The 25,109-nt window shown below is 56.3% G+C and carries 22 protein-coding genes; 9 read left to right on the plus strand and 13 right to left on the minus strand.

Going from position 1 to position 25,109, the window contains the following annotated elements; translation table 11 throughout:
• Positions 1 to 136: 136 nt before the first annotated feature.
• Positions 137 to 331, plus strand: a complete 195-nt coding sequence (locus J0G10_RS14400; protein ID WP_095049919.1) for a hypothetical protein — start codon at positions 137 to 139, stop codon at positions 329 to 331.
• A 55-nt stretch (positions 332 to 386) separates the two neighbouring features.
• On the opposite strand, the gene J0G10_RS14405 is transcribed toward J0G10_RS14400, so the two are convergent.
• From J0G10_RS14405 to tspO, 4 genes are all read right to left on the minus strand, one after another.
• Positions 387 to 797 (minus strand): hypothetical protein, encoded by a 411-nt coding sequence (locus tag J0G10_RS14405; protein WP_095049920.1) that lies wholly within the window; start codon positions 795 to 797, stop codon positions 387 to 389.
• Between the two features lie 77 nt (positions 798 to 874).
• On the minus strand, positions 875 to 1,501 hold the full coding sequence (locus tag J0G10_RS14410; protein ID WP_095049921.1) for a DUF3885 domain-containing protein: 627 nt from the start codon (positions 1,499 to 1,501) through the stop codon (positions 875 to 877).
• Positions 1,502 to 1,594: 93 nt separating this feature from the next.
• The gene (locus J0G10_RS14415; protein ID WP_220558755.1) at positions 1,595 to 2,596 is read right to left on the minus strand and encodes an alpha/beta hydrolase; all 1,002 of its coding nucleotides are present in this window, start codon (positions 2,594 to 2,596) and stop codon (positions 1,595 to 1,597) included.
• Positions 2,596 to 3,036 (minus strand): tryptophan-rich sensory protein TspO, encoded by a 441-nt coding sequence (gene tspO, locus J0G10_RS14420; RefSeq protein WP_095049923.1) that lies wholly within the window; start codon positions 3,034 to 3,036, stop codon positions 2,596 to 2,598. Before tspO ends, J0G10_RS14415 begins: the two co-directional genes overlap by 1 nt.
• 142 nt (positions 3,037 to 3,178) lie before the next feature.
• Here tspO and J0G10_RS14425 point away from each other — a divergent pair, with 142 nt between their 5' ends.
• Positions 3,179 to 3,445: a hypothetical protein gene (locus J0G10_RS14425; RefSeq protein WP_245398048.1), complete on the plus strand. Its 267-nt coding sequence runs from the start codon at positions 3,179 to 3,181 to the stop codon at positions 3,443 to 3,445.
• Positions 3,446 to 3,508: 63 nt separating this feature from the next.
• Here J0G10_RS14425 and J0G10_RS14430 read toward each other — a convergent pair whose 3' ends face one another.
• Entirely contained in the window at positions 3,509 to 5,020 is a 1,512-nt protein-coding gene (locus tag J0G10_RS14430; protein ID WP_245398049.1) for an EAL domain-containing protein, read from the minus strand.
• A 556-nt stretch (positions 5,021 to 5,576) separates the two neighbouring features.
• Between J0G10_RS14430 and J0G10_RS14435 the strand changes: the two genes are divergently transcribed.
• Positions 5,577 to 7,496, plus strand: a complete 1,920-nt coding sequence (locus tag J0G10_RS14435) for a tyrosine-protein phosphatase (RefSeq protein ID WP_220558757.1) — start codon at positions 5,577 to 5,579, stop codon at positions 7,494 to 7,496.
• Between the two features lie 723 nt (positions 7,497 to 8,219).
• On the opposite strand, the gene J0G10_RS14440 is transcribed toward J0G10_RS14435, so the two are convergent.
• Positions 8,220 to 9,191 carry a helix-turn-helix transcriptional regulator gene (locus J0G10_RS14440; RefSeq protein ID WP_220558758.1) on the minus strand — a complete coding sequence of 324 codons (972 nt, stop codon included), beginning with the start codon at positions 9,189 to 9,191 and terminating at the stop codon, positions 8,220 to 8,222.
• A 267-nt stretch (positions 9,192 to 9,458) separates the two neighbouring features.
• Between J0G10_RS14440 and J0G10_RS14445 the strand changes: the two genes are divergently transcribed.
• Positions 9,459 to 10,262 carry a 2OG-Fe(II) oxygenase gene (locus J0G10_RS14445; protein WP_220558759.1) on the plus strand — a complete coding sequence of 268 codons (804 nt, stop codon included), beginning with the start codon at positions 9,459 to 9,461 and terminating at the stop codon, positions 10,260 to 10,262.
• A 222-nt stretch (positions 10,263 to 10,484) separates the two neighbouring features.
• Here J0G10_RS14445 and J0G10_RS14450 read toward each other — a convergent pair whose 3' ends face one another.
• Complete coding sequence (locus tag J0G10_RS14450; protein ID WP_220558760.1) at positions 10,485 to 12,329, minus strand: UvrD-helicase domain-containing protein; 1,845 nt, start codon at positions 12,327 to 12,329, stop codon at positions 10,485 to 10,487.
• Positions 12,326 to 14,620 carry an AAA family ATPase gene (locus J0G10_RS14455; RefSeq protein ID WP_220558761.1) on the minus strand — a complete coding sequence of 765 codons (2,295 nt, stop codon included), beginning with the start codon at positions 14,618 to 14,620 and terminating at the stop codon, positions 12,326 to 12,328. Before J0G10_RS14455 ends, J0G10_RS14450 begins: the two co-directional genes overlap by 4 nt.
• 393 nt (positions 14,621 to 15,013) lie before the next feature.
• On the opposite strand from J0G10_RS14455, the gene J0G10_RS14460 reads away from it, so the two are divergent.
• Positions 15,014 to 15,766: an ImmA/IrrE family metallo-endopeptidase gene (locus J0G10_RS14460; RefSeq protein ID WP_245398050.1), complete on the plus strand. Its 753-nt coding sequence runs from the start codon at positions 15,014 to 15,016 to the stop codon at positions 15,764 to 15,766.
• 104 nt (positions 15,767 to 15,870) lie between these two features.
• Positions 15,871 to 15,999: a hypothetical protein gene (locus tag J0G10_RS30140; RefSeq protein ID WP_256214295.1), complete on the plus strand. Its 129-nt coding sequence runs from the start codon at positions 15,871 to 15,873 to the stop codon at positions 15,997 to 15,999.
• Between the two features lie 695 nt (positions 16,000 to 16,694).
• On the opposite strand, the gene J0G10_RS14465 is transcribed toward J0G10_RS30140, so the two are convergent.
• From J0G10_RS14465 to J0G10_RS14485, 5 genes are all read right to left on the minus strand, one after another.
• A complete protein-coding gene (locus J0G10_RS14465) occupies positions 16,695 to 17,057 on the minus strand; it encodes a DUF6124 family protein (RefSeq protein ID WP_186625717.1) in 363 nt (120 codons plus the stop codon).
• Positions 17,058 to 17,476: 419 nt separating this feature from the next.
• Complete coding sequence (locus tag J0G10_RS14470) at positions 17,477 to 19,981, minus strand: fimbria/pilus outer membrane usher protein (protein WP_220558762.1); 2,505 nt, start codon at positions 19,979 to 19,981, stop codon at positions 17,477 to 17,479.
• Between the two features lie 75 nt (positions 19,982 to 20,056).
• On the minus strand, positions 20,057 to 20,797 hold the full coding sequence (locus tag J0G10_RS14475) for a fimbrial biogenesis chaperone (protein WP_220558763.1): 741 nt from the start codon (positions 20,795 to 20,797) through the stop codon (positions 20,057 to 20,059).
• Positions 20,798 to 20,888: 91 nt separating this feature from the next.
• Positions 20,889 to 21,437 carry a fimbrial protein gene (locus tag J0G10_RS14480; RefSeq protein ID WP_093433268.1) on the minus strand — a complete coding sequence of 183 codons (549 nt, stop codon included), beginning with the start codon at positions 21,435 to 21,437 and terminating at the stop codon, positions 20,889 to 20,891.
• Positions 21,438 to 21,722: 285 nt separating this feature from the next.
• Positions 21,723 to 22,784 (minus strand): fimbrial protein, encoded by a 1,062-nt coding sequence (locus J0G10_RS14485; protein ID WP_220558764.1) that lies wholly within the window; start codon positions 22,782 to 22,784, stop codon positions 21,723 to 21,725.
• A gap of 682 nt (positions 22,785 to 23,466) precedes the next feature.
• On the opposite strand from J0G10_RS14485, the gene J0G10_RS14490 reads away from it, so the two are divergent.
• The 3 genes from J0G10_RS14490 to J0G10_RS14500 all read left to right on the plus strand — a co-directional run bounded on the left by J0G10_RS14490 (position 23,467) and on the right by J0G10_RS14500 (position 24,908).
• Complete coding sequence (locus J0G10_RS14490; protein ID WP_116255614.1) at positions 23,467 to 23,682, plus strand: hypothetical protein; 216 nt, start codon at positions 23,467 to 23,469, stop codon at positions 23,680 to 23,682.
• A complete protein-coding gene (locus J0G10_RS14495; RefSeq protein ID WP_116255613.1) occupies positions 23,679 to 23,960 on the plus strand; it encodes a hypothetical protein in 282 nt (93 codons plus the stop codon). The genes J0G10_RS14490 and J0G10_RS14495 overlap by 4 nt, the downstream gene beginning before the upstream one ends.
• A gap of 87 nt (positions 23,961 to 24,047) precedes the next feature.
• Positions 24,048 to 24,908, plus strand: a complete 861-nt coding sequence (locus J0G10_RS14500; protein ID WP_220558765.1) for a hypothetical protein — start codon at positions 24,048 to 24,050, stop codon at positions 24,906 to 24,908.
• Positions 24,909 to 25,109: the final 201 nt, after the last annotated feature.

Below are 25,109 nucleotides of genomic sequence, written 5' to 3' on the forward strand. Positions count from 1 at the left end.
CGGGATCACTGCGGCGGAGAACCCCACGGATTCCGGGGGCATGCCGATCAGCTAAGCTGTTTGCTCAGACGACTTGAGCAGCGCGCGATGCAGCGAACAAATCCGGTTTCATGTTGGGAGTCGATGGACAAAGTAAATGTTTAATTTCTTTTTGACGTTTTTGTTCGTGTTGATCCCCACGGCGTCGCTTTCGCTCGACAGTTATCTTCGCTACCGAGTGGCAAAAAACCAACCGGTGAGCAAGGCGTGGAAGGGCTGCAATCATTTGCTCTCCATCCTGTTGCTCATGCAGTTGCTGGGTTTGGCGCTGTACTTTTTCTACATCGCCTGAGCGCGGCGGTTGTCGGCCTTCCAGGGAGAGGAAACCTATGCCTGAAAACCGACACCTATCGTTGTGCAAGCACTTCCCGCCTGACCTGCAACGCAAGCACAGCAAAGCCTTTGCCAGTGCCGCGCTCGGAAGCCGAATAGTTCTGATGCGCCGAGACATCCTCCCATTGGCTTACGAACTCTACGTGTAGATGATCACTGTCGGTGTCAATTTGAAACGCTATGAACCGTTCCGCTTGATCGAGGATCAAGCCATACAGGCGTGGCATTCCGGGAAAGTCGACTTCAAGATCAAGTACGACGGTTTCTGACCAATCAACACCTTGGCGCTCGCCGAAACGTGTCAAGGCCTCGGGAATATTGGTATCACGCCAGAATCGAGCGGTTTCCTTCAGGCGATGGGCAGTCACCGTATTCTGTTCCTGCACATTGAGTTGCCGCTTCTTGAGCAGACGATCTATTTCCATATTGCGCCCCCAGTATTGCTCACGCCCAAAAGCTCCCTTTTTGGATTCGTCGCTGATGCCAGCGTCCGGTGTAGCGACTAACGCGCCCCTGCGAACGTGGCGTCCATGGCCGAGCGGTCATAGTCAAGCAGGTATTGATTGTGCCGCTCGTATAGTTGCGAAAGCAGCGGTGCATTAGGGCCGACGACATCCATGCCTCTGTCGTCGTAGGGAAAAACCATGACCTGTTTCGGCAGATTGAACAGATACACATCACAGTGGGGATTGGGCTCAATAGCGCCAAAATCTTTAGTCAACGCGCACCAGAGAAATGCTTGAAGGCTTGTGATCGGCGCTTCGAACGCGATGTTGATCCAGTACTCAGGCTCTTCTTCGCAATACCATTCTTCGACATCTATCTCCTCGCTCCAGATTGAGCGTTCAGGAGGAATATCAATGCCGGCAGATCGAAATGCCCGAATCGCGGCCCGATGAGTAAAGCCATGGTTGCCTGAGTGAGTGCGCAGACACGCCACAAACGTTGCCGCGTCAGAAAAGATATCGCTGCAGATCGTTGTCGATTTTCGTAGGGCGGTCAGGAACTGCTCAATGATCCCACCCGTTTCGGAGAGCTCAAAACGCAGTCCTCCAGGGCAGGAATAGAAAAGAGGTCGGGCAAAGGCTTTGCCTTGAAAAGTCCTCTCGATTTCATCTCGTAGGTTCACGTTGTCCCTTCGTATTCATTAGCCTGTCTCCTCAACCAAGGAGTTGCGGACAGATCTTACTTTAACCCCGACTCTAGAGCTAAGTCGGTGGACTCAATGAGACGGTGCCGCTGCTGGCGTTTGTGGCGAACCAACGGCCTCGACGCGCGCCGAAATCCATTTCCGGCTGTAGGCCAGCACGCCTTGAGCGATTGCCGTGGGGAAGTGAATGAAACCGTGAGGCGAGGAGGGCAGCATGTACATTTCGACCGGGGCCGCTTGCGCCCAACGTTTGGCGATGTCGAGTGTGTCGTCGCGTAGCGGATCGAGTTCACCGGCAAACAGCAGCGCGGGCGGGAGGCCGCAGAAGTCGCCGTACAGCGGAGACAGCGATGGCTGACGGCGCTGCTCGTCGGTCAGTTCGGGTGTGAGCAAGCGCAACGCCTCGACCATGCCGGGGCCGTCCAGCACCAGTGTGTCCGCAGGCGCGTTGCGTACGCTTGGCGTTCCGGTGAGGTCGTAGACGCCGTAATACAGCAGTGCGCCGTTGATACGTTGCAGTAAATCGGGCCATTGCTTCAGCGCCAACAGGGTCGCCGCCGCCAGATGACCGCCCGCCGATTCACCGACCACCACGACGGGCAGACCGGCAAATTCGGCATCACTCAATACTCCGCGCGTAGCGTTGAGGCAGTCTTGCAGCAGACCCTCAATCGGCGTCGAAACCGCTAATCGATAGTCGACCGAAACCACAGTCACTTCGCAGGTCTCAACAATGGCCGCGTTGAAGTTGTCGTCCATCTGCGCATTGCCGATCACCCAGCCGCCACCGTGAAAATCCAGCACCACGCCTTTCGCCGGGCCTTTAGGGCGGATGATGCGCACCGGTACGTTATCAATCAGCTTACGCTCAGCGGTCAGGCCAAGCTTGCGCAACGCGCCCGAGCCGCCAATCTGACTCGCGCGCAACAGCGCTTGAATCAAGCGTGGCGTCAGGCGGTTGCGGATCTTGAACCGCGGCAGCCAGGCCAGCTTCCTGTTGAAGGCGCGCACCTGCGCCAACTCGCGCTCGCCCTGCGGCCATGGCGTTGCACTGCCCCGATTGGCACTGCTCATCAGCGGTTCTTGATCAGGATGGAAAAATTCAACGCCGCCGCCACACACAGCCACGCCAGATAAGGAAACAGGATCAAGCCAGTGATCAGGTCCAGTTGTATCGCCAGCACCACCATCGCCGCGACCACCAGCCACAACACGGTGAGAATCACCATCGCCGCCAACACCTGATGCGCGCCGAAGAACACCGGCGTCCACAGTGTGTTCAGCGCAATCTGCGCCGCCCATAGCGCCAGCACGGTCTGGCTGCCGGGGATCAGGCTCAAACGGTAACCGGCCCAGGCCAGCAGCAGATAGATAATCGTCCAGGCCACCGGGAACGCCCAATTGGGCGGAGTGAAACCGGGTTTGTTCAGCCCTTCGTACCACGGCCCTGGTTTGAACATCACGCCGGTGGCTGCCGCCGCAGCGCAGGCCAGAAGAAAAATGAAAAAGGTCATCGCCAGTCCTTGGCTGAAATCAGCCGGTTGGGGGTTTAAGAAAGGGACGCCTCGGCAAGGAAAAAGTTTGCCATGAATTCCAGATTGGTCAGAGAGGCGATTCAATTTGAACTAAAAACTGACCGTCACGTCAGGATAATCAGTGCCTTTTCCTACTGACGTGGATGACATCATGTACACCTATCACATCAAATATCTATTCAACGGCGAGCCTCGGACTTTTCTGCTTGAACTCAAGGAGCAGCAGTTGCCCGAGCATGAGGCTGCGATGCATCTGCTGGAATTGCATCTGGGCGATGCGGAAAACGGCTTGATCATGCCTACAGCGGATTCAACGCCCGAGCAGATTCTTGAACACGCCGAGCGAGTAGGGATTACGGCGATTGAGGTTTTCAGCCAGACCAAATGAAGCAGGCTGACGGCAAACCCATCGCGCGACCGAAGATGGGTTTGCCCGCGTGTTTATGCGCGCTTAAACCGGCATCGCTGCTTCCTGCGCATCGTGCTCTACTTGCGCGCACTCTCGATAGAACCGTAAAAACTCCTCCGCCGGCATCGCCTTGGCAAAAAGCCAACCCTGCCCAAACTGCACACCCTGACGGCGCAAGTAATCGCGCTGCGCTTCGGTCTCGATACCTTCAGCAACGATCTGCAAACGTAAACTCTTGGCCATTTCGATGATGTGGCCGGTCACGGTGCCGGTCGCGGCATCCTGATCGATATTGTCGACGAACGACTTGTCGATCTTCAGCACATCCAGCGGCAGTTGCTGCAAATGCTGCAGGCTGGAAAACCCGGTGCCGAAATCGTCGATGGCCGCTAAATAACCCAGCTCGCGGGCATGGTTGACCGTGGCCCGAGCGGCGTCGATCTCTACAAAACCGCGCTCTGTTGCCTCCAGCCAAATCTGATGCTGCTGCACGTTGGCCCGGTCCAGCGCGGCCTCCAGTTTCGGCAGGAAGCGGCCGCTGCTGACGTCTTTCGCCGCCAGGTTGATTGCCACGTGCAGACTGCGTTCCTTGACCAGCAGCGGACCGAGGTCGTCCATCACGTGGTCAATCACTTGATCGGTGATCGGCAGAATCAAACCGCTGTGCTCGGCCAGTGGGATAAACGCATCGGGGCAGACCCGCGTACCGTCCGGGTGCTGCCAACGCACCAGTGCCTCAGCGCCAACGCAGGCGCCGTCGTCCAAGCGAATAATCGGTTGATAGTGAACGACGAACTCGCGATTACGCACCGCCAGTTGCAATTCGGCCAGCGGCGACAGGCGTTGGCGAGTGCGGCGCACGATCAGCAACACCAGCAGGCCGGCGAGTAAACCGCCGATGGGCAGCATCAGCATTTCCCGGCGAACCAAGCCCTGCATCAACTCATGGCGTGACAGCGCGGCGATGGCGACCCAGTCGCCGCTGTGCACGAGGGTGTAGAGGTAGCCGTCGTCGAGCCCCGAGTGCGGACCCGAATGCACCCGAGCGAGAAAGTGTTCCGCGCCGGGGCGCGAGGCGCTGACCAGTTGCCCGGCAGCGGTGCCGACGGCCAGATGCAGATCCTCATCGAGCGTTACATGCAGGAACTGCTGGGGATCGACCAGCACATTGAACGCGGCGTATTGCAGCGCCATCATCGGCTTGGCCGCGACGATGCGCGACTGCACACCGAGGGATACGCGCACGCCGTCGGAGGTGATGAAGTCTTCCTGCCACGGCGTCGCATGCTGGCCGACCGTACCCCACGAACCGCAGGCGTAAATCTCTTCTTCGACGTAACCGATCGACTTCACTGACAGGGTGTTGATGGTCAGCAGTCGCATCTCGTCGATGCTCTCGGGCGTGCAGGGGGCGAGGTTCGAGCCGGCGACGCTCTTCAGCGCACCGGCCGCTTCGCTGAAGGTGCCATTGGCGCGGCTGGAGGCCACCGCCGCGAGGGTTTCCAGACGTTGCTGCGCAGCCACCAGATTCAACATCCAGGCGACATAACCCATCAAAAGTACCGGAAGCAAGACACACGGAAGGCCCAGGAGAATGCTCCCCCAGACAATGCGTTTTTTGTTCATTTAGCGCCACCTTGGCCACAAGGCCTGTGACGTGCGCACAGCACGGCTGTTTTCAGCCCATTCAGAATACCGCCGCCGGGATCGGCGGATATTGTTGTAGATCAACTATTCCAATGCCGGCCTTCAATCCCTGTGGCTTGCTCCCACAGGTTTGTGGCAAACCACAGATCTCCAGTAGCCCAAAGAACCCTGTAGGAGTGAGCCTGCTCGCGATCGCGGTCTATCTGCCACATCATTGCTAAATGACCCACCGCTATCGCGAGCAGGCTCACTCCTACAAAATTTGTGTCAAATTCAGGATATCCAGCAATCCCGAGCTCCTAGAGTGTCGCCGCTCAAACTCCACCATCCGACCCGATGGACAATTCACGCACCCCACGGCCCATTCGCGCAGGCATTTTCGTGCTACGCGAATTTGTCATATTTCGTGTCAGTTCAGTGCAGATAGTAGGCAGCCCTACGCTAACCGAAATGAGGCTGCACTGTGTTTCAACGTCTTCTGTGTTCGCTGTCCTTACTGAGCCTGTCCATCGCCGCCGCCCATGCTGCCGAGTCCGTGTTGCTCGACACGCCGCGCCTGCAAGGCATGGACAATTTCCGCGATGTTGCCGGCACCACCACCGCGTATTCCACCGCACACGATGGCACGATGCGCGCTGGCGTGTTCTACCGCGCCAACGCCGTAACCCCAACGGCCTCTGACCTGGCGACCCTCAACAGCCTCGGCATCAAAGCCGTCTACGACCTGCGTACCCCCAGCGAAATCGCCGCGACCCCTGACACAATGCTGAGCGGTGCGACCTACCAGAACATCGACATCATCGGCAGCACCACCTCCGGCGCGAACATCACTAACATCTCCTTTAAAAGCGCCGCCGACGCCATCGCCATGATGGAACAGACCAACCGCGCCTTTGTCAGTGACGCCGGCATGCGCGGCCAGTTCGGCAAGCTGTTCAATGAACTCGCCAGCGTCGATGCCGCGCAACTGTTCCACTGCACCGCCGGCAAGGATCGCACCGGCTGGACCGCCGCTGTGTTGCAGAGCATCGCCGGTGTCGACGATGCGACCATCATGGCCAACTACCTCGCGACCAACGACTACACCGCCGCCCGCGTCGCCGCCACGCTCAAAGCGCTGCCGCCGAGCATGGCCGCCATTTACGAACCTCTGCTCGGCGTGCAGGCTAGTTACCTCCAGGCCGGCCTCGACGAAGTCACCGCCGAATACGGCAGCATGGACAACTACCTCAAACAAGGTCTCGGTCTGTCGCAGGAAACCATTTACGTCCTGCGCGGCAAACTCGTCGAATACAACAGCCTGCCGGGTCAGGCCGGGCTGATCGGCAACGCCGCCGCTGGCGCCGAACTGCTTCGCCAATTGCAGAACACCAACCTGTCCGGCACCTACAGCGCCTACAACTACTACCTGCAATCGGCCATTGATGCCGGCACCCTCGGCGGTGTCGAATCCCAGGTCGGCGGCCAGGTTCACGCCGACGCCGCCAGCTACCTGCTGCGCCAAAACGCAATGATCGAACAAGCCGCTGCACCATTCGCCAGCGGCACTGACCTCAAGGTCGGCCAATATCGCCTCTGGACCACCGCGCTCGCCGGCTACCTCGGCACCGACGGCTCGGCCCACGCCGAGAGCAGCAACGAACACAGCCAAGGCCTGATGGTCGGCATCACTCAACGCTTCAGCGAACAACTCAGCGCACGCGGCGGCTTCGGCTACAGCAAAGGCACGGTCGGCGGCGCGGGTGGGGAAGCCGACACTGACTTCACCTTCGTCAACGTCGGCGCTCGCTACGGCTTCACCAGCCTCGAACAAGGCGTGTTCGTCGATGCCAACGCCAGCGCCGGCTACGTCGACTACGACAGCAAACGCGACCTCGGCGGCGGCCTCGGCACCGCGAAGGGCGATACCCACGGTAACCTCAGCGGCGCCACAGTCGCGCTCGGTTACCGCGCCCCGGTCAACGGCATGACCTTCGAACCGAGTCTCGGTTTGCGCATCAGCCACCTCGACCTCAACGGCTTCAAAGAGAAGGGCAGCGAACTGTCACTCGACGTCGACGACAACACCTCCACCCGCCGCAGCGCTGTCGCCAACCTCAACGTCGCCTTCGCCCCGGTGGCGATGGGCGCATGGCAACTGGTGCCGAGCGTGCAAGTGGGTTACGAACGCACACTGGGCGACAACCAGGTCGACAGCCAAAGCCACCTGCTGGGCCTCGACATCGAACAACGCGCCGCCTTCGACAACCGCGACCAGTTCAGCGGCGGTGTGAATGTGATGGCCAGCCTCGGCGCCCTGAGCCTAGGCGCAGAAATCGGCGCCAATGGCGGCGGCGACAGCCACGGCTTCAACGGCGGCCTCAAGGCCAGCTACGCCTTCTAAAAGACACACGGGATCAAGGATGACCCCAATAACCCCCCCCAAAAAACCCAATGTGGGAGCGAGCCTGCTCGCGAAAGCGCCAGACCAGTCAACATCAACATCAACTGACCCAGCGCCTTCGCGAGCAAGCTCGCTCCCACAAATTTGATTCCATCCAATAGCAGCCAATCAAAAGCCCCTCACCCTAACCCTCTCCCGAAGGGAGAGGGGACTGACCGCGTGGATTGGAAGAGCTACACCGACGTGGCATACCGAGTCGAACTCAAATTTTGAAAAGCCCACCAATCGGCTCCCTCTCCCTCGGGAGAGGGATGGGCGGGCGGCGTTCCGATGAGGGGCGGCCCCACCACAAAACCTGCAAGTGTCCCTTGCGCTTGTATATGAAGTTGTGGGAGAGGGGACTGACCGAGGCGTCTTGCGTCATTCATCGACCTGAAAGATCAAGGCGATTATGGATTCAAAGCAAGACTCTCAGGTCGGTGTAGATCTTCAATATCCCCGGCTCGGTTCCCTCTCCTTGGGGAGAGGGATAGGCGGGCGGCGTTCCGATGAGGGGAAAGCAGTTACCGCAAAATCAACTGGCCAACTCGGTCAAACGCCTCCGCGCCCACTCCTCGATCAACCGCGCCGGCGTGCCATCCCCACGCTTAGCGACCCATCGGCGTGGTGCGACGTTTAGCTAAATCTTCTCACCACAAGTTACCTAGCAAACCTGTTACCCAATCACCCCCGAGTCCGAAACTCCGCCGGACTCACCCCAAAAGCCCTCTGAAAATACTGACAAAACCGCCCCACATTACTAAACCCAAACCGCAACGCCACCTCCGTCACCGACCCCGAACCCCGCCGCTTCAAAGCATCATAAGCCCGCTCCAGCCGCACCTGCCGCTGATACGCCACAATCGACATCCCGACAAACCGCCGAAATCCCTCCTGCAACGCGCGCTGACTGACATGGCTCAACCGCGCCAGATCCACACCACTGACCAACTGCTCCGGATGCGCCTGAATAAACTCCACCGCCAACTTCACATGCCTTGGCGCAACCATCGCCGTCGGCCGCCGCAATGCCTCGGAAAAATTATGCGGCCACGCCTCCAGCACCGCATCAATCAACATCTCGCGCAACCGCGACGGCATCAACGTCCCGCTGTTGAGCAACAGATCAAACTCCGCCCCCGTCGCCAGATCAATCAACGCCCGAATCCCCTGAAACGCTGCAGTGTTCAGGTCCACGCTGGGTGCAAAAACGATCTTCTGCAGAATCGGTTTATCCAACAGCATCGACAACCGCTCGGTAAGCTGATGACGATTGATCGACATGCCGTGATGCGCATGATCATCAACAAAGCGCATCGAACGAATATCGGCCTTATCAACCGCCAGGCCCACATGCGTCACACCGATGGACTCGGTCGCGTGATTGAAAACAATCTTGCCCGCCGTGGGGATCACAAACGTGATCTCATCCTGCGGATCGGGAAACGAAACACTGAAATCGCCGTGGTAATGCATGCGCCGGAAACTGACGCCATCGTGCCGCCCGTAAACCCCGCCGATAATGATGTTCGACGGCAGCGGCGGGGAGTCGGAATATCGGTTGCCGAAGAATCGGGAGAACAGCGCGCCGAAGTCATCGGAACGGAGATTGTCGGAGCGCAGGATGATTGGCTGGCGAACGGGAGTCGGAAACACCTTGGCGGCACCTTCGGTTGGGGGCTCTAGGACTGGGGTGTAGGGCGGGGCGCCGAGGAGATTAGCAGAGGCAATATGACGCGTTTGTGACAGTCAGAAACATGTCGTTACAGCGCAGCGCCGTGTTTAAGAAAAGGACACTCGGCAGGCCATGGCCGACATGGCAACCTGCTCGCAACTGTACTCAGCAAAAAAACCAAGGCATCGCGCCGAGCGCCCAGCCTTGTTTACCGAGACCTGAAAGCATTCAAGTCAATTGGAGCGGCAATGCAAGCCAACACGCAAACACTCCCCATCAGCCTGTCCCCCGAACTCGACTTCGACCAAACCGCCGCCAGCGCTTTCGGCGAATCGCTGACCCACGAATACACCCAGGCCACACCATTCCCGCACATCGTCATCGACAACTTCCTGCAAGCAGACGTCATCGCCAGCATCCGCGAACACTTCCCGGTCGAACCGACCAACAACGAACAAACCTACGAGCGCGGCTACAAAGGCCAACTCAAACGCCAGATCAGCCCCAACGCCTGCAGCCCTTACCTGAAGAACGTGTTCAACACCTTCAACTCCGCACCCATGCTGGAATTCCTCGAAAAACTCACCGGCATACAAGGCCTGATTCCTGACCCTTACTTCGCGGGCGGCGGCCTGCACGAAACCAAAACCGGCGGCTTCCTCGGCGTGCACTCTGATTTTCGGCTGAACAAAAAGCTCAATGTCGAGCGACGGCTGAACGTGATTATTTACCTGACCGAGGATTGGCAGGAGGCGTACGGCGGCAACCTGGAGCTTTGGGATGTGGGGATGAAGAAGTGCCTGAAGAAGGTGCTACCGATTTATAACCGGTGTGTGATTTTCAATACGGATAAGGACAGTAACCATGGGCATCCGGAGCCGTTGACTACGCCGGAGCACATCACTCGGCGGTCGATTGCGCTTTATTACTACACGGCGAGTGGGGTGGGGGTTGAGCCGGGGCAGAGGAATAAAACGCACTATAAGCCGCGGCCGAAGGATCGGTTGAGCCTGAAGTACTACGTGAATAAATTTTTTAAGAAGAAGGGGTGAGGAGGTTGCGTAATCAGGGAAGCAGCCGTTTTTTGGACTGGGTGGTGAGCAGATGATGCTGGTTCAGCTTTCGGCCAGAAGAGGACATTTGCATGCGACCGCTACCGGCCAAAAGCAGACCTTGGCGGAAGGCCTGCTCACACAAAGTGGCTCGCTCATATAGCCTCACTGTGAGACCCGGAAGCGTCTACGCAACTCGGGCGATTCAATCCTAAGAAGGTCTCACAGGATTTCGACCTCGCTCTCCTTAAGCCAGCCAGCAGCGACAACGTTTTGCTTGGCGAGTGCAGGCTGGGGTGTGTATACGACAATCGCCAGGCTCTTTTCAGCCCGACTACATGTCACGTAAAGCAGCCTACGCGTACGTGCTAGTGCGTTGTCCTTGCCGTCACGCTCGTTGTCCCGGTCAGTCTTTGTTGGTTCTTTTACACCCAGCAATTTGTCGTAGCTGAATAAGAAGCCGCCTGCCTCCTCATCGTTGATGACAACCATGACTCGTGGAAACTCCAGCCCCTTCACCCCTTGGTGTGTGCCGTAGGCTGAAAGGCCATCCGCATAACTCGCAAAGGCTGCCAGCTCCGAAAATGGACGCTCCAGAAATTGCTGGTAGGCGTAGTTGGTCATCGCGTTCGTATCTTCAGGATCTGGAGCCTCACCAGGAGCTCCTAACACCATTGCCCCAACCAGGTTTTCAGGGACATCAAGCAGTTGGGTTTGCAGCAGAAGCGTTGCGACCTCGCTCAGTGTTGGATCGCTTCTTTCGTAAAGAGAGAGCAGAGCTCGTGTCGCGTTCTCTACGCGCTGCATGTGTGCCGATTGATCTCCTGTTGATTGCATAACATCCTTGCTCAACAAGGGAGAACGAGAGCGTACGGCTTCAAGCAGGAGGAAGTGATCATTCTTAGCATTGAGGATGGGAAGAACGCCTTCGCTGAAAACGCGAAGTGCAGGCAGGGTTCCATCCAGCAAGCCTGTTTGAAGGTGCTCAACCGCATGTAAGGACGTGAACAGTTTCTCGAACCCCATTCGCCGTCCAGCCATCTTATGTTCGAGGATCAAGGTCTTCCGGCCTTCAGGGCCGGAAGCCCATTCTCCGTCGCCGGTGAGTGCAGCCATTGAATGAGCGATTCCTTCCTCAAGATTCGGTGCCTGTTGGCTTTCGCTAATGCAGTACATGCGCACTAAACCTTCAATGGCATCAGGCATGGGGGTCTGCTGATGAGTGTCTGCAGTGCTTCGAATCACGTTGATAAGTTCTACAACCCTACGAGGGCAGCGGCGATTAACGACCTTTTCAGGTTTCAGCCAATCACCCGGTATCGCTTTATCAAGGCGCGTTACTCCATGGCCATAAATCTGTTGCATAGTGTCGCCCAGTAGCCCCAAGCAGAAGCGAGTCTTCGCCAATTGCTGGACTTTCAGAAAAGCCTCCATTACTGGAGCGTGGGTATCCTGACTTTCGTCGATCAATACAACTGGGTAACGGTCTACGAGAACATCCAGCAACGGGCGTTCAGAAACGAATGCCGCAGTTAACTTGATGACTTCATCGTGATTGAGTGCTTGTCGCTCTCTGTTGTCGCCAGTGGGGCTGTAGATGAACTTCGTAATCTCGTCGAGATTCTCAAGTCTGCGTATCTTGCTTTGTAGCTTCCGTCTGTTTGCTCGAGAGGTTTTGTTGTCGCCTCTTGAGCGTGCTAGCTCACCCTCGATCTTTTCGATGTCTTGGGGAAGTTTGATCCTTAGCCACTCTCTGATCTCGTTGTCGAATCCTTGGATTAAGCACCATGCGAACGCGTGAATAGTCGAGACTTCCACTAGTGGGTCAAACTCTAACCTCCGAAGAATCTCGTCGCAGGCTGCGTTTGTGTAAGTGATCACCGCAATGCGCCGGCCTTCGAACGTCAGGCGTTCTCGCTCTCGACTTTTGAGTTCGCGGATAGCCTCGACGAGTGAATGGGTTTTTCCTGAGCCAGCACCTGCGTAAAGAAAAAAACTCTTTGGGTCTGCCAGATTCAGGCAAGCCTGCATAATGGTGTCGGCATCTGCTGCAGTTGCTTCGCTCATGGCGTCACCTCCGCGCCCTCGGGCGGAATTACCAGCAGCTCTTTTTGTTTGCTTCGCAATTTGGACTCAAGCCAGTTGAGGCCGTCACTGATGTATACAGGGATTTCGAGGTTGGAAAAGTTTTTATCCCCCAACACGAGCAGGACAAACTCTGCCTTCTTTCCTTCGCGTAGTTCGTTGAAAAACCCTTTCCCGACGGCTTCAGATGTTTGCGATTCATTTAAAACTTTGAAGAAAGCCTTCATCAGACCAGTGCTCCCTGTCTTTTCCGCAAAGTGACGGACGTTGCTAAGCACAAAGCTGTCTTCAAAGGTATTTGGAAGAACTTGTATTGCTTCACCAGTAGCGGGAAGGTGAGTAGAAATAGGAGTTTGATAGGCAACGCGTACCGAGTACAGGTCGTCGATTTGGTGCTCTTTTTTGTTCGCTGGCAGCTCAAGAAGCTCATCCACTGTGCTGCCCAGATGCATCAGCTTCATCCAGCTCCGCAATGTCGGATTGTTCGTAATCTGATCTGCGTTTCTTTGCACCGGTACTGCAGCTTTTTTTAGCCCTGCATCGAGGTCTGTAATAACCAGCGTGAGGATGCCCAGGGCGTCAATTAAAGGCCTTAGCCGGTGCGCGTGGCTGCCACCGATATCGAGGGTTGTGATGTAGCAGCGGTCAAGGAATGGAAACTTATTTCGCAAAAAATGCGGCAGCATCATTCGCTCTGCTGAACCCTCTACCAAGATGACGGCATCGGCGAAGAATATGTCTGCATGCTGTGCCCGCAGATACCTGGTTACGAACTCCTTCGTCTTTGTTCCCTCGCCGAACACGTTAGAGAGATTAGACACCGTCGACACCGGTACACCGATGTCATACATCCCAGCTGGGAGTCGCCTGAAATACCTAAGGTTCTGGTACTCCACTTCATGTGTTACATGGCTGGAGTGCGTGCTCACCAAAAGCTGAGTTTTCAGATTTGGGTAGCGTTCAAGCAAAGCGTCTCGACAAAGAACTTGGTAGGCGTGCCGCACGAACACTTGTTGCACTTGAACATGAAGATGGGCTTCAGGCTCTTCAATAAGTACGAGGTGGATGGGCTCGACGCGGTCTATTACTTCCGTGCTGGCGGCCCTGGTTTTTCTCAGCCATTCGTCCCTGAAGCTCATCAGCCGGAAAATCATGGATATCAGGTTTTGATATCCCAACCCGTTAGCGGTCTCTGGCAAGTGAAGAGGAGGTGCTCCAGGGGCGCCCTGGATTGAATCCAACTCAAACAGGACGGCCGCTTCATGGTTCATGCCGTCAGTTGTTGCCAAGCGACTTGCGACTTTGATACGTGGGTCATTTCGGCCTGGGTAGCCCAATCCCTCGACCTCTCTAATAGCGGGTTCGAAGCTGCTACCTAGTTTCGTATCGAATGCCGACTGGGCTGCTTCTATCGCTCGCAAAGCTTCGAGATCTGAGATATCGGGGCTGTCACCTGGATCAAGGTGTCGGGAGTAATAGGATCTGAGCTGTTCCGAGAGTTTTCGAGCGCCACTGGGTCTAGTGCTATCGCCTTGATTGTCGTCCGAATGGTCGCCGAATCCCCGCTGTGCATTAATTTCATGTACTCGAATTAATCCGCTAAGAGGATTACTTTCCAAGGGCAGGGCAGTAGGGCTCAGTTGCTGCATTTGCGCCATTCGAGTCGACTTGTCAGGTTTCTCAAGTTGTTTTGGATCTAGGCGGTACCACCGAATCTTGAATTTATCTCCCAGTCGACGGTTCAAATAATCATGAAGGCTCTGCGGCCATAGTGTCAGCGGGCTACCAGGCGGGTCTTCCTTCCCTAAAGCGTCCTCAAGCTCTGCAACCCTCGCGCGCTCCTTGCGATAGTCCGTGTACAACGTACTCATATCTTCTGGTTCAAGCAGAAAGCGCATTCCCACAAGCCCCCCGCGCCACTCAAAGCTGGGAATGAGATCGCGGATGAAGTGAAACTCTCCTTGATCTGCCGAGACCCAGATATCCAGACTGGGGAGCCAGTCGGCCCAGTCCTTGGCTGCAGGAATTTCAAAGTCTGCTGGCGGGTTTTCCCACTCCTTCCCAATCTCGTCCAGCTTGGCGAGATGACAAAGAGTCAGATCCTGGAGCCGAAAAGCAGAAGCCTTCGAAATCAAAAATCTCCGTAGTGCCAGCATGGCGGAGGATTTTCCGCTGTTGTTTGCACCTACGAGCAGTGTGGTCTCGTTAGCGAAGTCAATTCGCACAGAAAGCAGCTTTCGGAAGTTCGATATCTCTACGTGCTGGATGCGCATGGGTCGTCCTTGAAAGCCTGAGGAATATCAATTTGCTATCAATGTAGCTAGGAGCCTACAACAATCAAGAGAGAAAACGGAGACAGATTCATTTTTGCAGCCCAGAACGACTGATATTGGCCGAAAGCGGACTTGTGGAAACTTGCCCGTATCCGGTTTCAGAGGCTTCCCAACCTACGCTTTAACTCACCGGCCCCGGCTCCACCCACCCACTCAACCATTCCACTCCCAATACCAAAATCAGCGAAAAAATAAATCCGTGCTCATTTTGATTTCCATTTTGATTATTTCCGGAAGGCTCGATCCCTGAAACCGTCTGCATGGTGGTTTGCTCATGAGCTTGACCTACTCAACGCCGTTCGTCAGCTGGATCCAAATCTGACGGCGAGATGGTTGAATATCCTACATATTGTGGTTATTTTTGTTTCTAGCACAATATGTGGTGGTGGCGAAATGGATCGAGAATATATCCAAGAAGCAGCGCATTGGGTTCACGAAGGCCTTTGGGCACACAAGGAAGCTCTGTGGCCTGGCGGACAACCTCCACTATTAAGCATGCTCGATCCCGCAGTTGCGGCTTCACTGTTGGGACTGACGTATCTGGAACTCCCGACCCTTGGTTCCACAAGATTTGCTCCACAAGGTCAGAAATTCCAAGCAGCTGGGATATTTGATCGGCGCTCCGGAAAAATCGCAGTCTCTACCGAATTCCCATTACATGAACGCCGTTTCACAGCTGCTCATGAGATAGGCCATTTCCTGCTTCATGAGCAAGAAATTATGCATAGGGACCGGCCGATAGGCGGCTATCACTCACTATCGACTAAACCTCTGATTGAGCGCGAAGCGGATTATTTCGCAGCGTGTTTCCTTATGCCCCCTAAGCTTGTGATTGCTCGGTTTGAAAGCCAGTTTGGATGCAAGGGGCAGTTTCATTTTAACGACGTCAGTTGTTTTCACCTGAACGCTAACGATCCAAATTCCCTTCTTTATGCCTCGCAAAATTCACTCGACCGAGAAATAGCTTTGGCTCGCTGTACCAGATTCAACGGCAAGGCAATCAATTCTTTGGCTCAGCAATTCAGAGTATCTGACAGTGCCATGGCGGTTCGAATCAAGGAATTGAATTTGGTGCGCTGGCCATAGAATTAAGAAACCAACCTTGGTAGGAGGGCAAAAGGGAAATTTACTTTATGAGAAATTGATAAGTGCAAAACCCACAATCAATATCAACGTTAAGGAGAAAGCTTATGGCGCTTAAACCAGGCCCAAAACCAATCGCTAAATCAACCGGTGAAGTTGACAAGCGTCGTCGTGATAATAAAGACACACAAGGAAACAATCCCGACTTGAAACCTAGCAAATCTTCAAAAAAATAAGTTGTCGCTGGCGGAAGCTACTGTAACGGTAGCTTTTGTCATTGAAAAAGGAGACTGATTTATTTCTCAGAAAAAAGCAGTCCCCAGTCTCAAGAGAAGATAAGTTCCAACCAGAATAGGGGGCGTCTAGGTTTTTTGACGCAATCAGGGTCGTATAACCGGACCCAAGGGTTCGTGTGTTCAGTAATTCGGGCTTATGAAATCGCATCTCACTTTCAAGAGTTTGTCGAATCGAGCACGGTGGGTTTTGTACCCAACGCTAGTGCTTGCCTTGCTTAACTTTTTCACCTTCGTAGCGGTCAGCCAGTATCTTTGGGGGCGATGCGCTCAACGGATATATTCAGACGGGAAAATATTTTGTGTCTGCTCATGGACGCTGCGTCCACGTATCGCCAGAAATCTGGCAATACAGCTACTGGCATGCAGTGACCGCAATGGGAGGCATCCAGTTTTCGATTGCGGAGGTCGCTCTCTTCGTTAACACAGGTGACATCACAACTGACTGGAATGCGCCCTAATCATTCATCCAGTTGGACGGCTTACCATCCGCTTAATTCTAGCGTTGAACGTCTGTTTCTGGCCGAAAGCTGCGGCTCACGGACGGCCGCTTTCGGCTGAAACCTGCCGTTAGCTCATTTTTTCAGGTTGATTCCGGCATGGCGGCAGCCTAACCGCCGCCATGGTTAGAGCGCCGCTTATTCCACCGGCACCACGTTATCCAACGCCCGATTCACCGCCAACTCCCCCAGCATCACCACCTGCGCAATGCCTTGCAGCGTCTTGCGTGCCGGTCCCTGCACCAGCCCGATAACATCCCCAAGCATCACCGACGCAGAGCCGAGTGATTCACTGGCATTCACCAGCAATTCCTCAGTCTTGGTGTTCGGGTTGGCGATAAACATCTTGTTGGTTTGGTACGGGGTGAGCATGATTTCCGGGGCAGGGCCGAGGTAATGGGAGAGGGCGCGGTCGACGGCTTCGTTGAATTTCTTGGCGTCGGGGGATTCGTCGCCTGCGATTGGATCGGTTTCTGGTGGATTCGGTGTGATCTTGAACATGATGTAACTCCCTTGTGTCGCTTAAAAGGAGCCATCACCCACTCGCTACCAAACGATGGGTGGCGGCCATGCACAGGTTGGTAGACCGGGACACAAGGAAAACCGGCGCGCTCGAAAGCGCCCTGCGCATGACCACCATAAAAGCCAGGCGAAGACTTTCGCCAATAGTGAAATTGCGCACCTTGTATACACGGGCTACCAAACCCGATCACTGCTATTCAGTGACCGACCCACGATAGAACCCGCGCACCCGGCGCACAAGCCGGCGGATTCTGGCGTAGTCGTAGGCAACGGCGCAAGGCGTTGTAGCCTGTCGGACGTATCTCGGAACGTTTTTAAACCGGTCGTTGAAATGCCAGGCGTGTGAGGCCTGGCATCCTTAAACAGCGTCGATCATCAACGCGTATCAAGCCCCGGTTTTACTTACACACGGCGTCCGCCACGCGATAACCATCCACCAGCGGTGCTTTGCTCACGTCCAGTTCGATGCGGCAGCTCTGTTCGGCTTTTTCGCCCCATTTCATTTGGTAGACCTTGCCTTCACCCACCGACAGCAACACTTGACCGGCCTGGCCGACGACGCCAGCGCTGGCGCCTTTTTCGTTGGTGATGGGGGTGCCGAACGGCGGTTGTTTGCCGTCCTTGAGGCGTACGTTGAGCAGGGCTTTTTCCGAGCGGCTGGCGGCGAAGCTGGCTTTGACCACGGCGCCGCGACGGGGCACGACGTTGGTCACGCCTTCTTCAATGTCGATGTTGTTGTCCAGTTCGCCAGTGTCGAGGGCCACGCGGTTTTTGCGGTATGGCGTGACGTACGGCACGAGGGCGTAACCCTTGGCGTTGGTGAGGGTGCCGGGGGCGTTGAGGACGCCGACGTCCGGGGTGTCTTTGACTTCGACCAGGGCCACGGTTTCGCCGAGGGTCTGGCCGAATTCGAGGCCGTCGCTGTGGCCGAGCACGGAGCCTGCGGCGCTCACCGAGGTCTGGCGGTAGCCGCTGCCGACGCTGACACCCGCGCCGAGTTGGGCGAACGGTGCGCGATAGCCGATCAGGGCCGAGCCGTTGTTGCCGCCGTTGTCGGAGCGGTTGGCGTTGACGTTGTAGTTGAGGTTGCCGTCGCGCCCGCTCAGGCCGGCGCGCTGGTCGAGGCTGCCGTCGTTGTTACGGGTGACGGTGTAGGTGCCGGTGCTGCGCGTCTGGCCGATGGGCATCGATACGCTGAACACCACTTGGTTGTTCTGGCCGAAGTTGTCGGTCAGGGTCTTGCTCGCGTAAACGCCGTAGGTCACGCCTTTGTGTTGGGTGTTGAAACCCAGTTGCATCTGTTTGTCTTCGCGCGAGGTGCCCCAATAGTTCTGCTTGCTCATGTTCAGGTAGAACGAGCCGTAGCTGTCGAGCGCCTGGTTGATGCTGGCTTCGACTTTGCTGCGCTTGGAGAACGTGTTGAATTCGTTCGGCTCTTGCAGACGCACCGCTTCATCAAAGTCGCGATAGCCTTCGGTGGAATAGCGATACCCGGCGAAGCGTACCGAGGTGCCAGTCTCGAAGGCTTTGCCGTAACGCACGCCAAAACTCTGGCCTTTCTCTTTACCGGCCGCGACCCCGGAACCGCTCGGCACGTCGGTCTGGGCCTGGGTCACGTCCAGCGACACGGCGCCCAGACTGCCGAGGCTTTTGCCCACGCCGACGACGCCGGCACGATAGAAGTCAGCGCCCAACAGGCCGCCATACAACGTCAGGTCGAACGGCAAACCGTAGGCCAGCGACGCCTGGGCGAAGGCCGGACGCTGGCCGCCGTCGACGGCGTTGTACTCACCGGCGGTGGCGCTGTAACGCCAGGTTTTTTCCCGCAGCATGTTGGCCAGCGTGGCGTACGGCTGGGTGAAGCGCCGTTCGCGGCCGTCGGCTTCGGTGATGATCACTTCCAGGTCGCCACTGCCCGACGCTGCGTTGAGGTCGTCGATTTCGAATGCGCCCGGCGCCACGTAGGTGGTGTACAGCGAGTAGCCGTTCTGGCGCACTTCGACTTTGGCCTGGGTTTCGGCGATGCCGCGAATGATCGGCGCATAACCCTGCATCGAGTCCGGCAACATACCCATGTCGGACGCCACTTGGGCGCCGCGAAACGGAATGCTGTCGAACACGTCGCCCGGAGTGAAGCTTTCGCCCAAAGTCAGAGTGCCTTTGATCGCGGTCAAATCGCGCTGTGCGTAGGTGTTGCTGCGCTGCCAGTCCTGCTGGCCGTCTTCGTCCTGACGGAACGAGGAGCTGGAGCGAAAACGCCAGTCGCCGAGGTTGAATCCGCCGTTGGCGTAGAGGTTGTATTGCGTGCCGTTGCCACGGGCGTCGGACTGGGTGTTGGCCGCCGAGAACTGATAGTTGAGCATCGCCGCGTTGATCCCGCGATCCCATTCTTCGGGGGCAACATAACCAGCGGCATCGCGGCGCAGAGCGATCTGCGGCACGCTGATGTCGAGGGCCAGGCGCCCGGCGTCGAAGCTCACCGAAGCGCCTTCGATCAGTTCGGCAAGGTCGATGCACGCCGGGAATGTTTCGCCCGGCGTCAGGAACGCCTCGACCTTGACCCCCAGTTCCTTGAGAAACGCCTCGGACAGGCAGGCGCGCACTTCAGCACTTTTTGCGTCCTTGGCGAAGGTCATGTCGCGGCGGTCGAAAAAGCTCTGGTTCAGCCGGATCACCACCGGATACGTGCCGGGGCCAATGCTGCCGCTGTTGGCGATGGCGTCCAGATCGAGGTTGGGCCCGGCGCTGGCGCCACCGAAGGGTTGCATGAAGCTGGCATCAAACTTCGCCGGCTCGTCTGCGCTCGCCGAGCTGCCCATCAGCGCCGCGAGGATGGCGACCGACAGATGCAATGGAACAAAAGGCGCGGACTGACGATGACGGTTCAGGGCTTCGATTCGCATGACAATACTCAACACTCGGCCGCCACGCGGCATCGGCAGCGTGCAGGCAGGTTCGCAAGGAAAGGGGTGACGGTGTTACGGGGCGCTGCTCAGCTCGACTTTTTTCGGCTCGCTGTAACCGCCGTAGTCGTTGATCGCGGAGAACACCACCGCGCCGCTGCGGCCGCTGAAACCCGGCAGCGCATAACGCTGGCTGCTCATCGGCGCGACCATTTTCGGTTCATTGACTTCAACGACTTGCGCACCGGCCTCGACTTTCACGCCGATAAAGGACACGTGAAACGCTGTCGGGTTGTTGACCACCAGCACCGGTTTGCCTTGTTCCTGTTGCAGGCTCCAGCGCAGTTGTGGCGGCGCATCCATCGCACTGCCCTTGAGGGTGGGCGGGCGATAGAAGACTTTGATGCGCGTGCGCATGGCGATTTTCAGGGTGTTGGCGTCGGCCTTGCCAGCCAGCGGGATTTCCTGGGCGTTGAAGTAGAAGACCGATTCGCGGTCTTGCGGCAGATCGCCGGGGACTTTCTGGATGCGCACCATTTGCTCTTTGCGCGGATCGAGGCGAAACAGCGGCGGAGTGGCCACGAACGGGGTCGCGGTGGTGTTGTCGTCGGCCTCGGTGTTGATCCAGGCTTGCACCGCGTAGGGTTCGGCCGTGGTGTTGCTGACGGTGATCGAGGCATCGCGTTTGTTGCCGTCGTACACGATACGCGTGCCGCCGAGCATCACACCGGCCTGGCTGAAACTGCTGAGTAACGTTGCGCTCAACAACACGGCCAATACCGATGCGGTTTTGAAGGGGGTTTTTGCTGGGTTCATTGCGTTCATCCTCTTGTCGGCACGGCCACAAAAACCGTGGCAAAGGGAAGGGCATCCGGCGGCGCCAATCGCCGCCGGAAGCTGACCGGACTTACTGGTAGTCGACGGTAAACGCGGCTTTGGCGTTGGCCGGACCGGAAGTGGCTGCGCCGGTGGCGACGTAGTTGGCGGTGAAGCGCAGCGGCTGGGTCAGGTCCAGATAAGGCGAGGATTCCAGGCCCAGTTGCACGTCTTTGCCGGACGCATCTTTGATCTGCACGGCGACGTTGGTGGCCACGCCGGCTTCCGGCAGCAGGCCGATCCACTGGCCGCTGGAGCCGGCGTTGCCGCTCAGCGAAAGGAACTTGACCACGGCTTTCTTGCCGGTGACGTTGCAGCCCGGTGCGGTGGTGTCGATGGTCAGGGTGAACGCGCCGCCACCCGCTACTGCGCCGGCCGTGGCCAGGGAGGTCGCCGGCACGCTGCCGAGGCCAACGTCGCCGGCACCGGCCGAACCGTTGAGGTCGGACACCACTACCGGGCAGGTGTTGTCGGTCACGCTGCCGACAAAATTGATTTCACCGTCGGCGGCCATCGCGGCTTGCGAAGCGGCTGCCAGAACCAGGGCCAGGGACAAACCTTTGAGCGCAAAATTTTTCATGATCACTTCCAGATATTGAGTAAATGTCCTTAAGCCCGAAGGCCCTGAGACGGATCGACGTCGCCATCCCGTTGGGGGACAGAGCGTGGCGTCTGAGGCTCATTATCGGGATGCGGATCAGGGCGCTATGTAGGGAAAATCCCTTTGCTTGTAGGAAAATTCCCAGCGCTGCTATGCGATCAATAAGTCGTCGCCAAAAAAAACGCCCCGCCTTTGGCTCCGCGCGAAATAGGCGATGGCAAAGGGGAGCGTCGGGAAACAAAGGTGGACTTTTGTTGGCGGATTTCAGCGGTAAGTCACGGTGAAACTCGCATGGCCATTGGCGGTGCCGGGCTGCGGCGTCGGCCCATCGCCGGTCTGGATGTAACGGGCTCGGAGCGGCACTGAGGTCACGCCGTTGACGATCCGATTGAGGCGCACGGGCTGACCCAGATTCATCGGCGTGCCGTTGTCCTGCAACACTTGAATGGCCACGCCTTGCGCCGTCGAATCGCTCGACAGGCTCAGGACACCGTTGGCCGCGTCGAGGATGGTTGAGGTCTTGTCGGCATCGATCTGAATGTTGGCGAAGTTGCCATTGAAGTAGCCGTTGGTGTTCGACGGGTAGTTGTTGCCGGCGATGCAGGCGTTGAGGGTAATGGCGAACGGCTGGGCCTGGGTGGTGGAGTTCTTGCCGTTGAATACGCGTTTTTCCCAAGTACCCATCGGCACGTTGATCTGGTTGCCGGGTGCGGCCGGCAGAGAGCAACCGGCCAGGGTTACGGTGGCGGTGAAGGTCAGGTCGAACATTGGACCCATGTCCGAAGTGCCAGTGGCGACCAGTTGATTGATGGTGTGGGTGCCGGGCGCGATGTCACCGGTCTTGATCAGCGCATAACGCATCATCGCCTGGTTCATGTTCGCCTGGCTTGGAGCGGTACGATTCATGTTGAAGGGAATGAATCGGCTGGGGTTACCCGGCGGCGGAATCCAGGCTGCAGCGAAACCCGTCATGTAGATGGCCAGGCCAATGCCGGGCACGTTGGTCTGCAGTAAGGCATTGGCTGGCACATTCAGCACGTCCACCGGAATGTTCACCGCCACCGGACCGACCAGTGTCGTGTTATAGGAAGCGGTGCCATAACACTGCAAGGTGTCACCGAAATTCAGCTGTCGCATGGTGCCGTTGGTGTTCAACGTGGTGCCGATCGGTACGTCTCGCGGCGCGAATACCGCGCCGCCGGTGAGCGTCAACTGCTTGACCGTATTGTTGCCCGTCGCCCAGGTGCAAGCCGCCATCGCCGGCGCCGCCGTCAGCATCAATGCCGATGCGCCAAGCCCGCCCAGCATCCGTAACCCGATCTTCATGGTGTGTGCCCTCCTGAGAAGAAAACGGCCATTCAATGCAGGCTGACTGCATCTGGACGTTGTTGGCGTCGGCCAACGAAGGGCTGAATTATCAGGATCACGAGGCGCGCATTGAATAGACGGCTTCCCGCTGGCTTGTAGGAAATTTCCCAGAGGTTTCCCTCTGCCAGTCAAGAGCCGACGGTCGATTCGATCAATCCCTTGAGTCAGCGCGCATCGAGCAACGCAAGGGATCTGGGTTGCTGGTGACGATCGACACGGGATTTTGTTGTCGGCCTCGTTGGCGCAGTAATCGTAGGTGTACGCGGTGAATGCGATCAGGCCGCGAGCGAGCGAGATTTGCAGGGGGTTACGGTGGCGAGGACTTCCGGCGGCATGACGACGCGGAGTTTGTCGAGGTTGGCGGTGTAGATGGCGGTGAAGCGGCTGTCTTCGTAGTCGAAGTTGGGCGAGCAGGACTCGAAGTCGGTGTCGATGAGGTTGCTGTCGCGCTGGATAGGCGTGGCGGGCGTTTCGGCACTGGTGAGATTCAGGGCATGTTTCTCCAGGTGATCAATACAGTTCCTGGCCAGAGTATCGTGATCATCCGAAAGCCCCCGAACGTTAGGAAAAGCCTTATGAAACTCTTAAATTTGGCTAAAGCTTTCGAGGGAGCTGCCGATAGGATTGAGAGGCATCATCTATGGAAATGATGCTTTTTTGGGTTTCTATAAGGATTGATACTATGTGGGGGAAAATTCTAGGTTTTTTCTTGTCACTATTTGAAATGTGGTCAAAGCTGCCTGAAAATACAAAAGAAAAAATTATCGATTCGATAGTTGAAATGTTTTCGGAAGTGTTTCGTCAGCAGTATAAAGCATCAAAAAATGATTCAGGCAAGGAGTCGGAAAAAGTATGAGTGTAAAGGATTATTTGATTACGAAAGCCAGTGCCCCAGTTCTCTCTACTGCGTTGACTAGTGTCAAGTCTGCGGTGGTGCTGGCAGGAATCGACTCGCTAGGCAAAACAAAAGCTAATGAGTTTGCTAGTGAAGTTGTGGAGCTTGTGAGCAGTAAAGCGTTTGTTGATAAGCTAAGCGATGACATTGGAGAGCCGACTGAACTTGAGACTGAAGATCAATTCATCGAACGAGCCAAAAAAACCATGAAGGCGCTTTTGAAATCAAAGCTAAAGTAGAATGTTGATGTTCAGTTTCGATTTTTTGCTGTTGGCTGGCTTGGTTGTTTAATAAAGTTGCAAATAACAGGCGGCAAAAGAGGTGCTATGAAATACAAAAAAGCCGATGGTGCATTTACAGTGCCGATTTCCGACAATGAAGCGAACGAGTATATAAAGGCTCGGTCTGTATACGATTATCCAAAGGCTTTTGTTGAGATTACAAGTCCAGGCTTGCACGATATTCAGCTCTCAGATTCGGTCTTCTGTCGATTTGTTACCCCCTCTACTTCGCAAAGAACGGATTTATTGCTAGACCAATATCACTATGAGTTGCTGAGATCCGATATTCCCGTTGACAGGCTGCTCGGACTGGCATCAGTAGTTTATTGGGGTTATTTCACGTTCGGTGACGCCTATGCCAGAAATAAAGTTGACTGGCTAATAAATGGAAGTCGAACTTCTCCTGCGACAACATCGAAGTCTGCGTTCGCACATACTACCTCTGCTATTTTTCACCTGAATCGACTCTGCATGGCAGACGCATTATCCTCCCTGCATGGACTAAGTCAGTTGGGGCAGACGCCTTTTTCATCAAAGGTAATCGCCTTCATGGCGCCTTCAGTCGCAGGGGTCTACGATAATAGAATTGCGAATGGGCTATTGTCGTCAACATGGTCGACAACTCTCTCGGTTGGCATAGGTCAGACGAAATCATCCAGGGTGAAAAACTGTTATCAATCGTGGTGTCTCTATTTAAGCCAGGTTGCTTCACAGTTGAATCTCGGTATCTCTCTAGGAAAAGCTTGGCAGTGGTCTTGTGGCGACGACAAGAAACAGCATTGGCGTGCGCTAGACGTTGAGCGTGCTTTATTTGCGCTATATAACAAAACAGCCAGTGGGTTTAATGTTCAAATGCCTGAGGGGTTTCTCACTGTGGAAACAGAAGAACAGTTTGTTGCAAAGTGACAAGCGCCTATTGCATCTGTTCTGCACTTTTCACGTCGCGGGCCTGTTCGAAGTAGACGTGCAAATCGTTTTGCTCGTCCTCGCTACGGCTTAGTAACAGCAAGGCTCCGGGACAAACAGCGACGTCCTCATTACCTGCAATAGAAATTCGAGGAATGGGAAGGTCTGTTTGCCCCGTCGAGAGTGCGTTAACGGCCTACC

The organism is Pseudomonas germanica (assembly GCF_019614655.1).
In the GTDB taxonomy this organism is placed as follows: Bacteria; Pseudomonadota; Gammaproteobacteria; order Pseudomonadales; family Pseudomonadaceae; genus Aquipseudomonas; species Aquipseudomonas neuropathica.

Excerpts from the sequence above, each read along its gene's own strand:
- J0G10_RS14400 (WP_095049919.1), top strand. The coding sequence starts at position 137 with ATGTTTAATTTCTTTTTGACGTTTTTGTTCGTGTTGATCCCCACGGCG.
- J0G10_RS14405 (WP_095049920.1), bottom strand. The coding sequence starts at position 797 with ATGGAAATAGATCGTCTGCTCAAGAAGCGGCAACTCAATGTGCAGGAA.
- J0G10_RS14415 (WP_220558755.1), bottom strand. The coding sequence starts at position 2,596 with ATGAGCAGTGCCAATCGGGGCAGTGCAACGCCATGGCCGCAGGGCGAG.
- tspO (WP_095049923.1), bottom strand. The coding sequence starts at position 3,036 with ATGACCTTTTTCATTTTTCTTCTGGCCTGCGCTGCGGCGGCAGCCACC.
- J0G10_RS14430 (WP_245398049.1), bottom strand. The coding sequence starts at position 5,020 with ATGGGTTATGTCGCCTGGATGTTGAATCTGGTGGCTGCGCAGCAACGT.
- J0G10_RS14445 (WP_220558759.1), top strand. The coding sequence starts at position 9,459 with ATGCAAGCCAACACGCAAACACTCCCCATCAGCCTGTCCCCCGAACTC.
- J0G10_RS14450 (WP_220558760.1), bottom strand. The coding sequence starts at position 12,329 with ATGAGCGAAGCAACTGCAGCAGATGCCGACACCATTATGCAGGCTTGC.
- J0G10_RS14455 (WP_220558761.1), bottom strand. The coding sequence starts at position 14,620 with ATGCGCATCCAGCACGTAGAGATATCGAACTTCCGAAAGCTGCTTTCT.
- J0G10_RS30140 (WP_256214295.1), top strand. The coding sequence starts at position 15,871 with ATGGCGCTTAAACCAGGCCCAAAACCAATCGCTAAATCAACCGGTGAA.
- J0G10_RS14465 (WP_186625717.1), bottom strand. The coding sequence starts at position 17,057 with ATGTTCAAGATCACACCGAATCCACCAGAAACCGATCCAATCGCAGGC.
- J0G10_RS14470 (WP_220558762.1), bottom strand. The coding sequence starts at position 19,981 with ATGCGAATCGAAGCCCTGAACCGTCATCGTCAGTCCGCGCCTTTTGTT.
- J0G10_RS14475 (WP_220558763.1), bottom strand. The coding sequence starts at position 20,797 with ATGAACCCAGCAAAAACCCCCTTCAAAACCGCATCGGTATTGGCCGTG.
- J0G10_RS14480 (WP_093433268.1), bottom strand. The coding sequence starts at position 21,437 with ATGAAAAATTTTGCGCTCAAAGGTTTGTCCCTGGCCCTGGTTCTGGCA.
- J0G10_RS14485 (WP_220558764.1), bottom strand. The coding sequence starts at position 22,784 with ATGAAGATCGGGTTACGGATGCTGGGCGGGCTTGGCGCATCGGCATTG.
- J0G10_RS14490 (WP_116255614.1), top strand. The coding sequence starts at position 23,467 with ATGGAAATGATGCTTTTTTGGGTTTCTATAAGGATTGATACTATGTGG.
- J0G10_RS14495 (WP_116255613.1), top strand. The coding sequence starts at position 23,679 with ATGAGTGTAAAGGATTATTTGATTACGAAAGCCAGTGCCCCAGTTCTC.
- J0G10_RS14500 (WP_220558765.1), top strand. The coding sequence starts at position 24,048 with ATGAAATACAAAAAAGCCGATGGTGCATTTACAGTGCCGATTTCCGAC.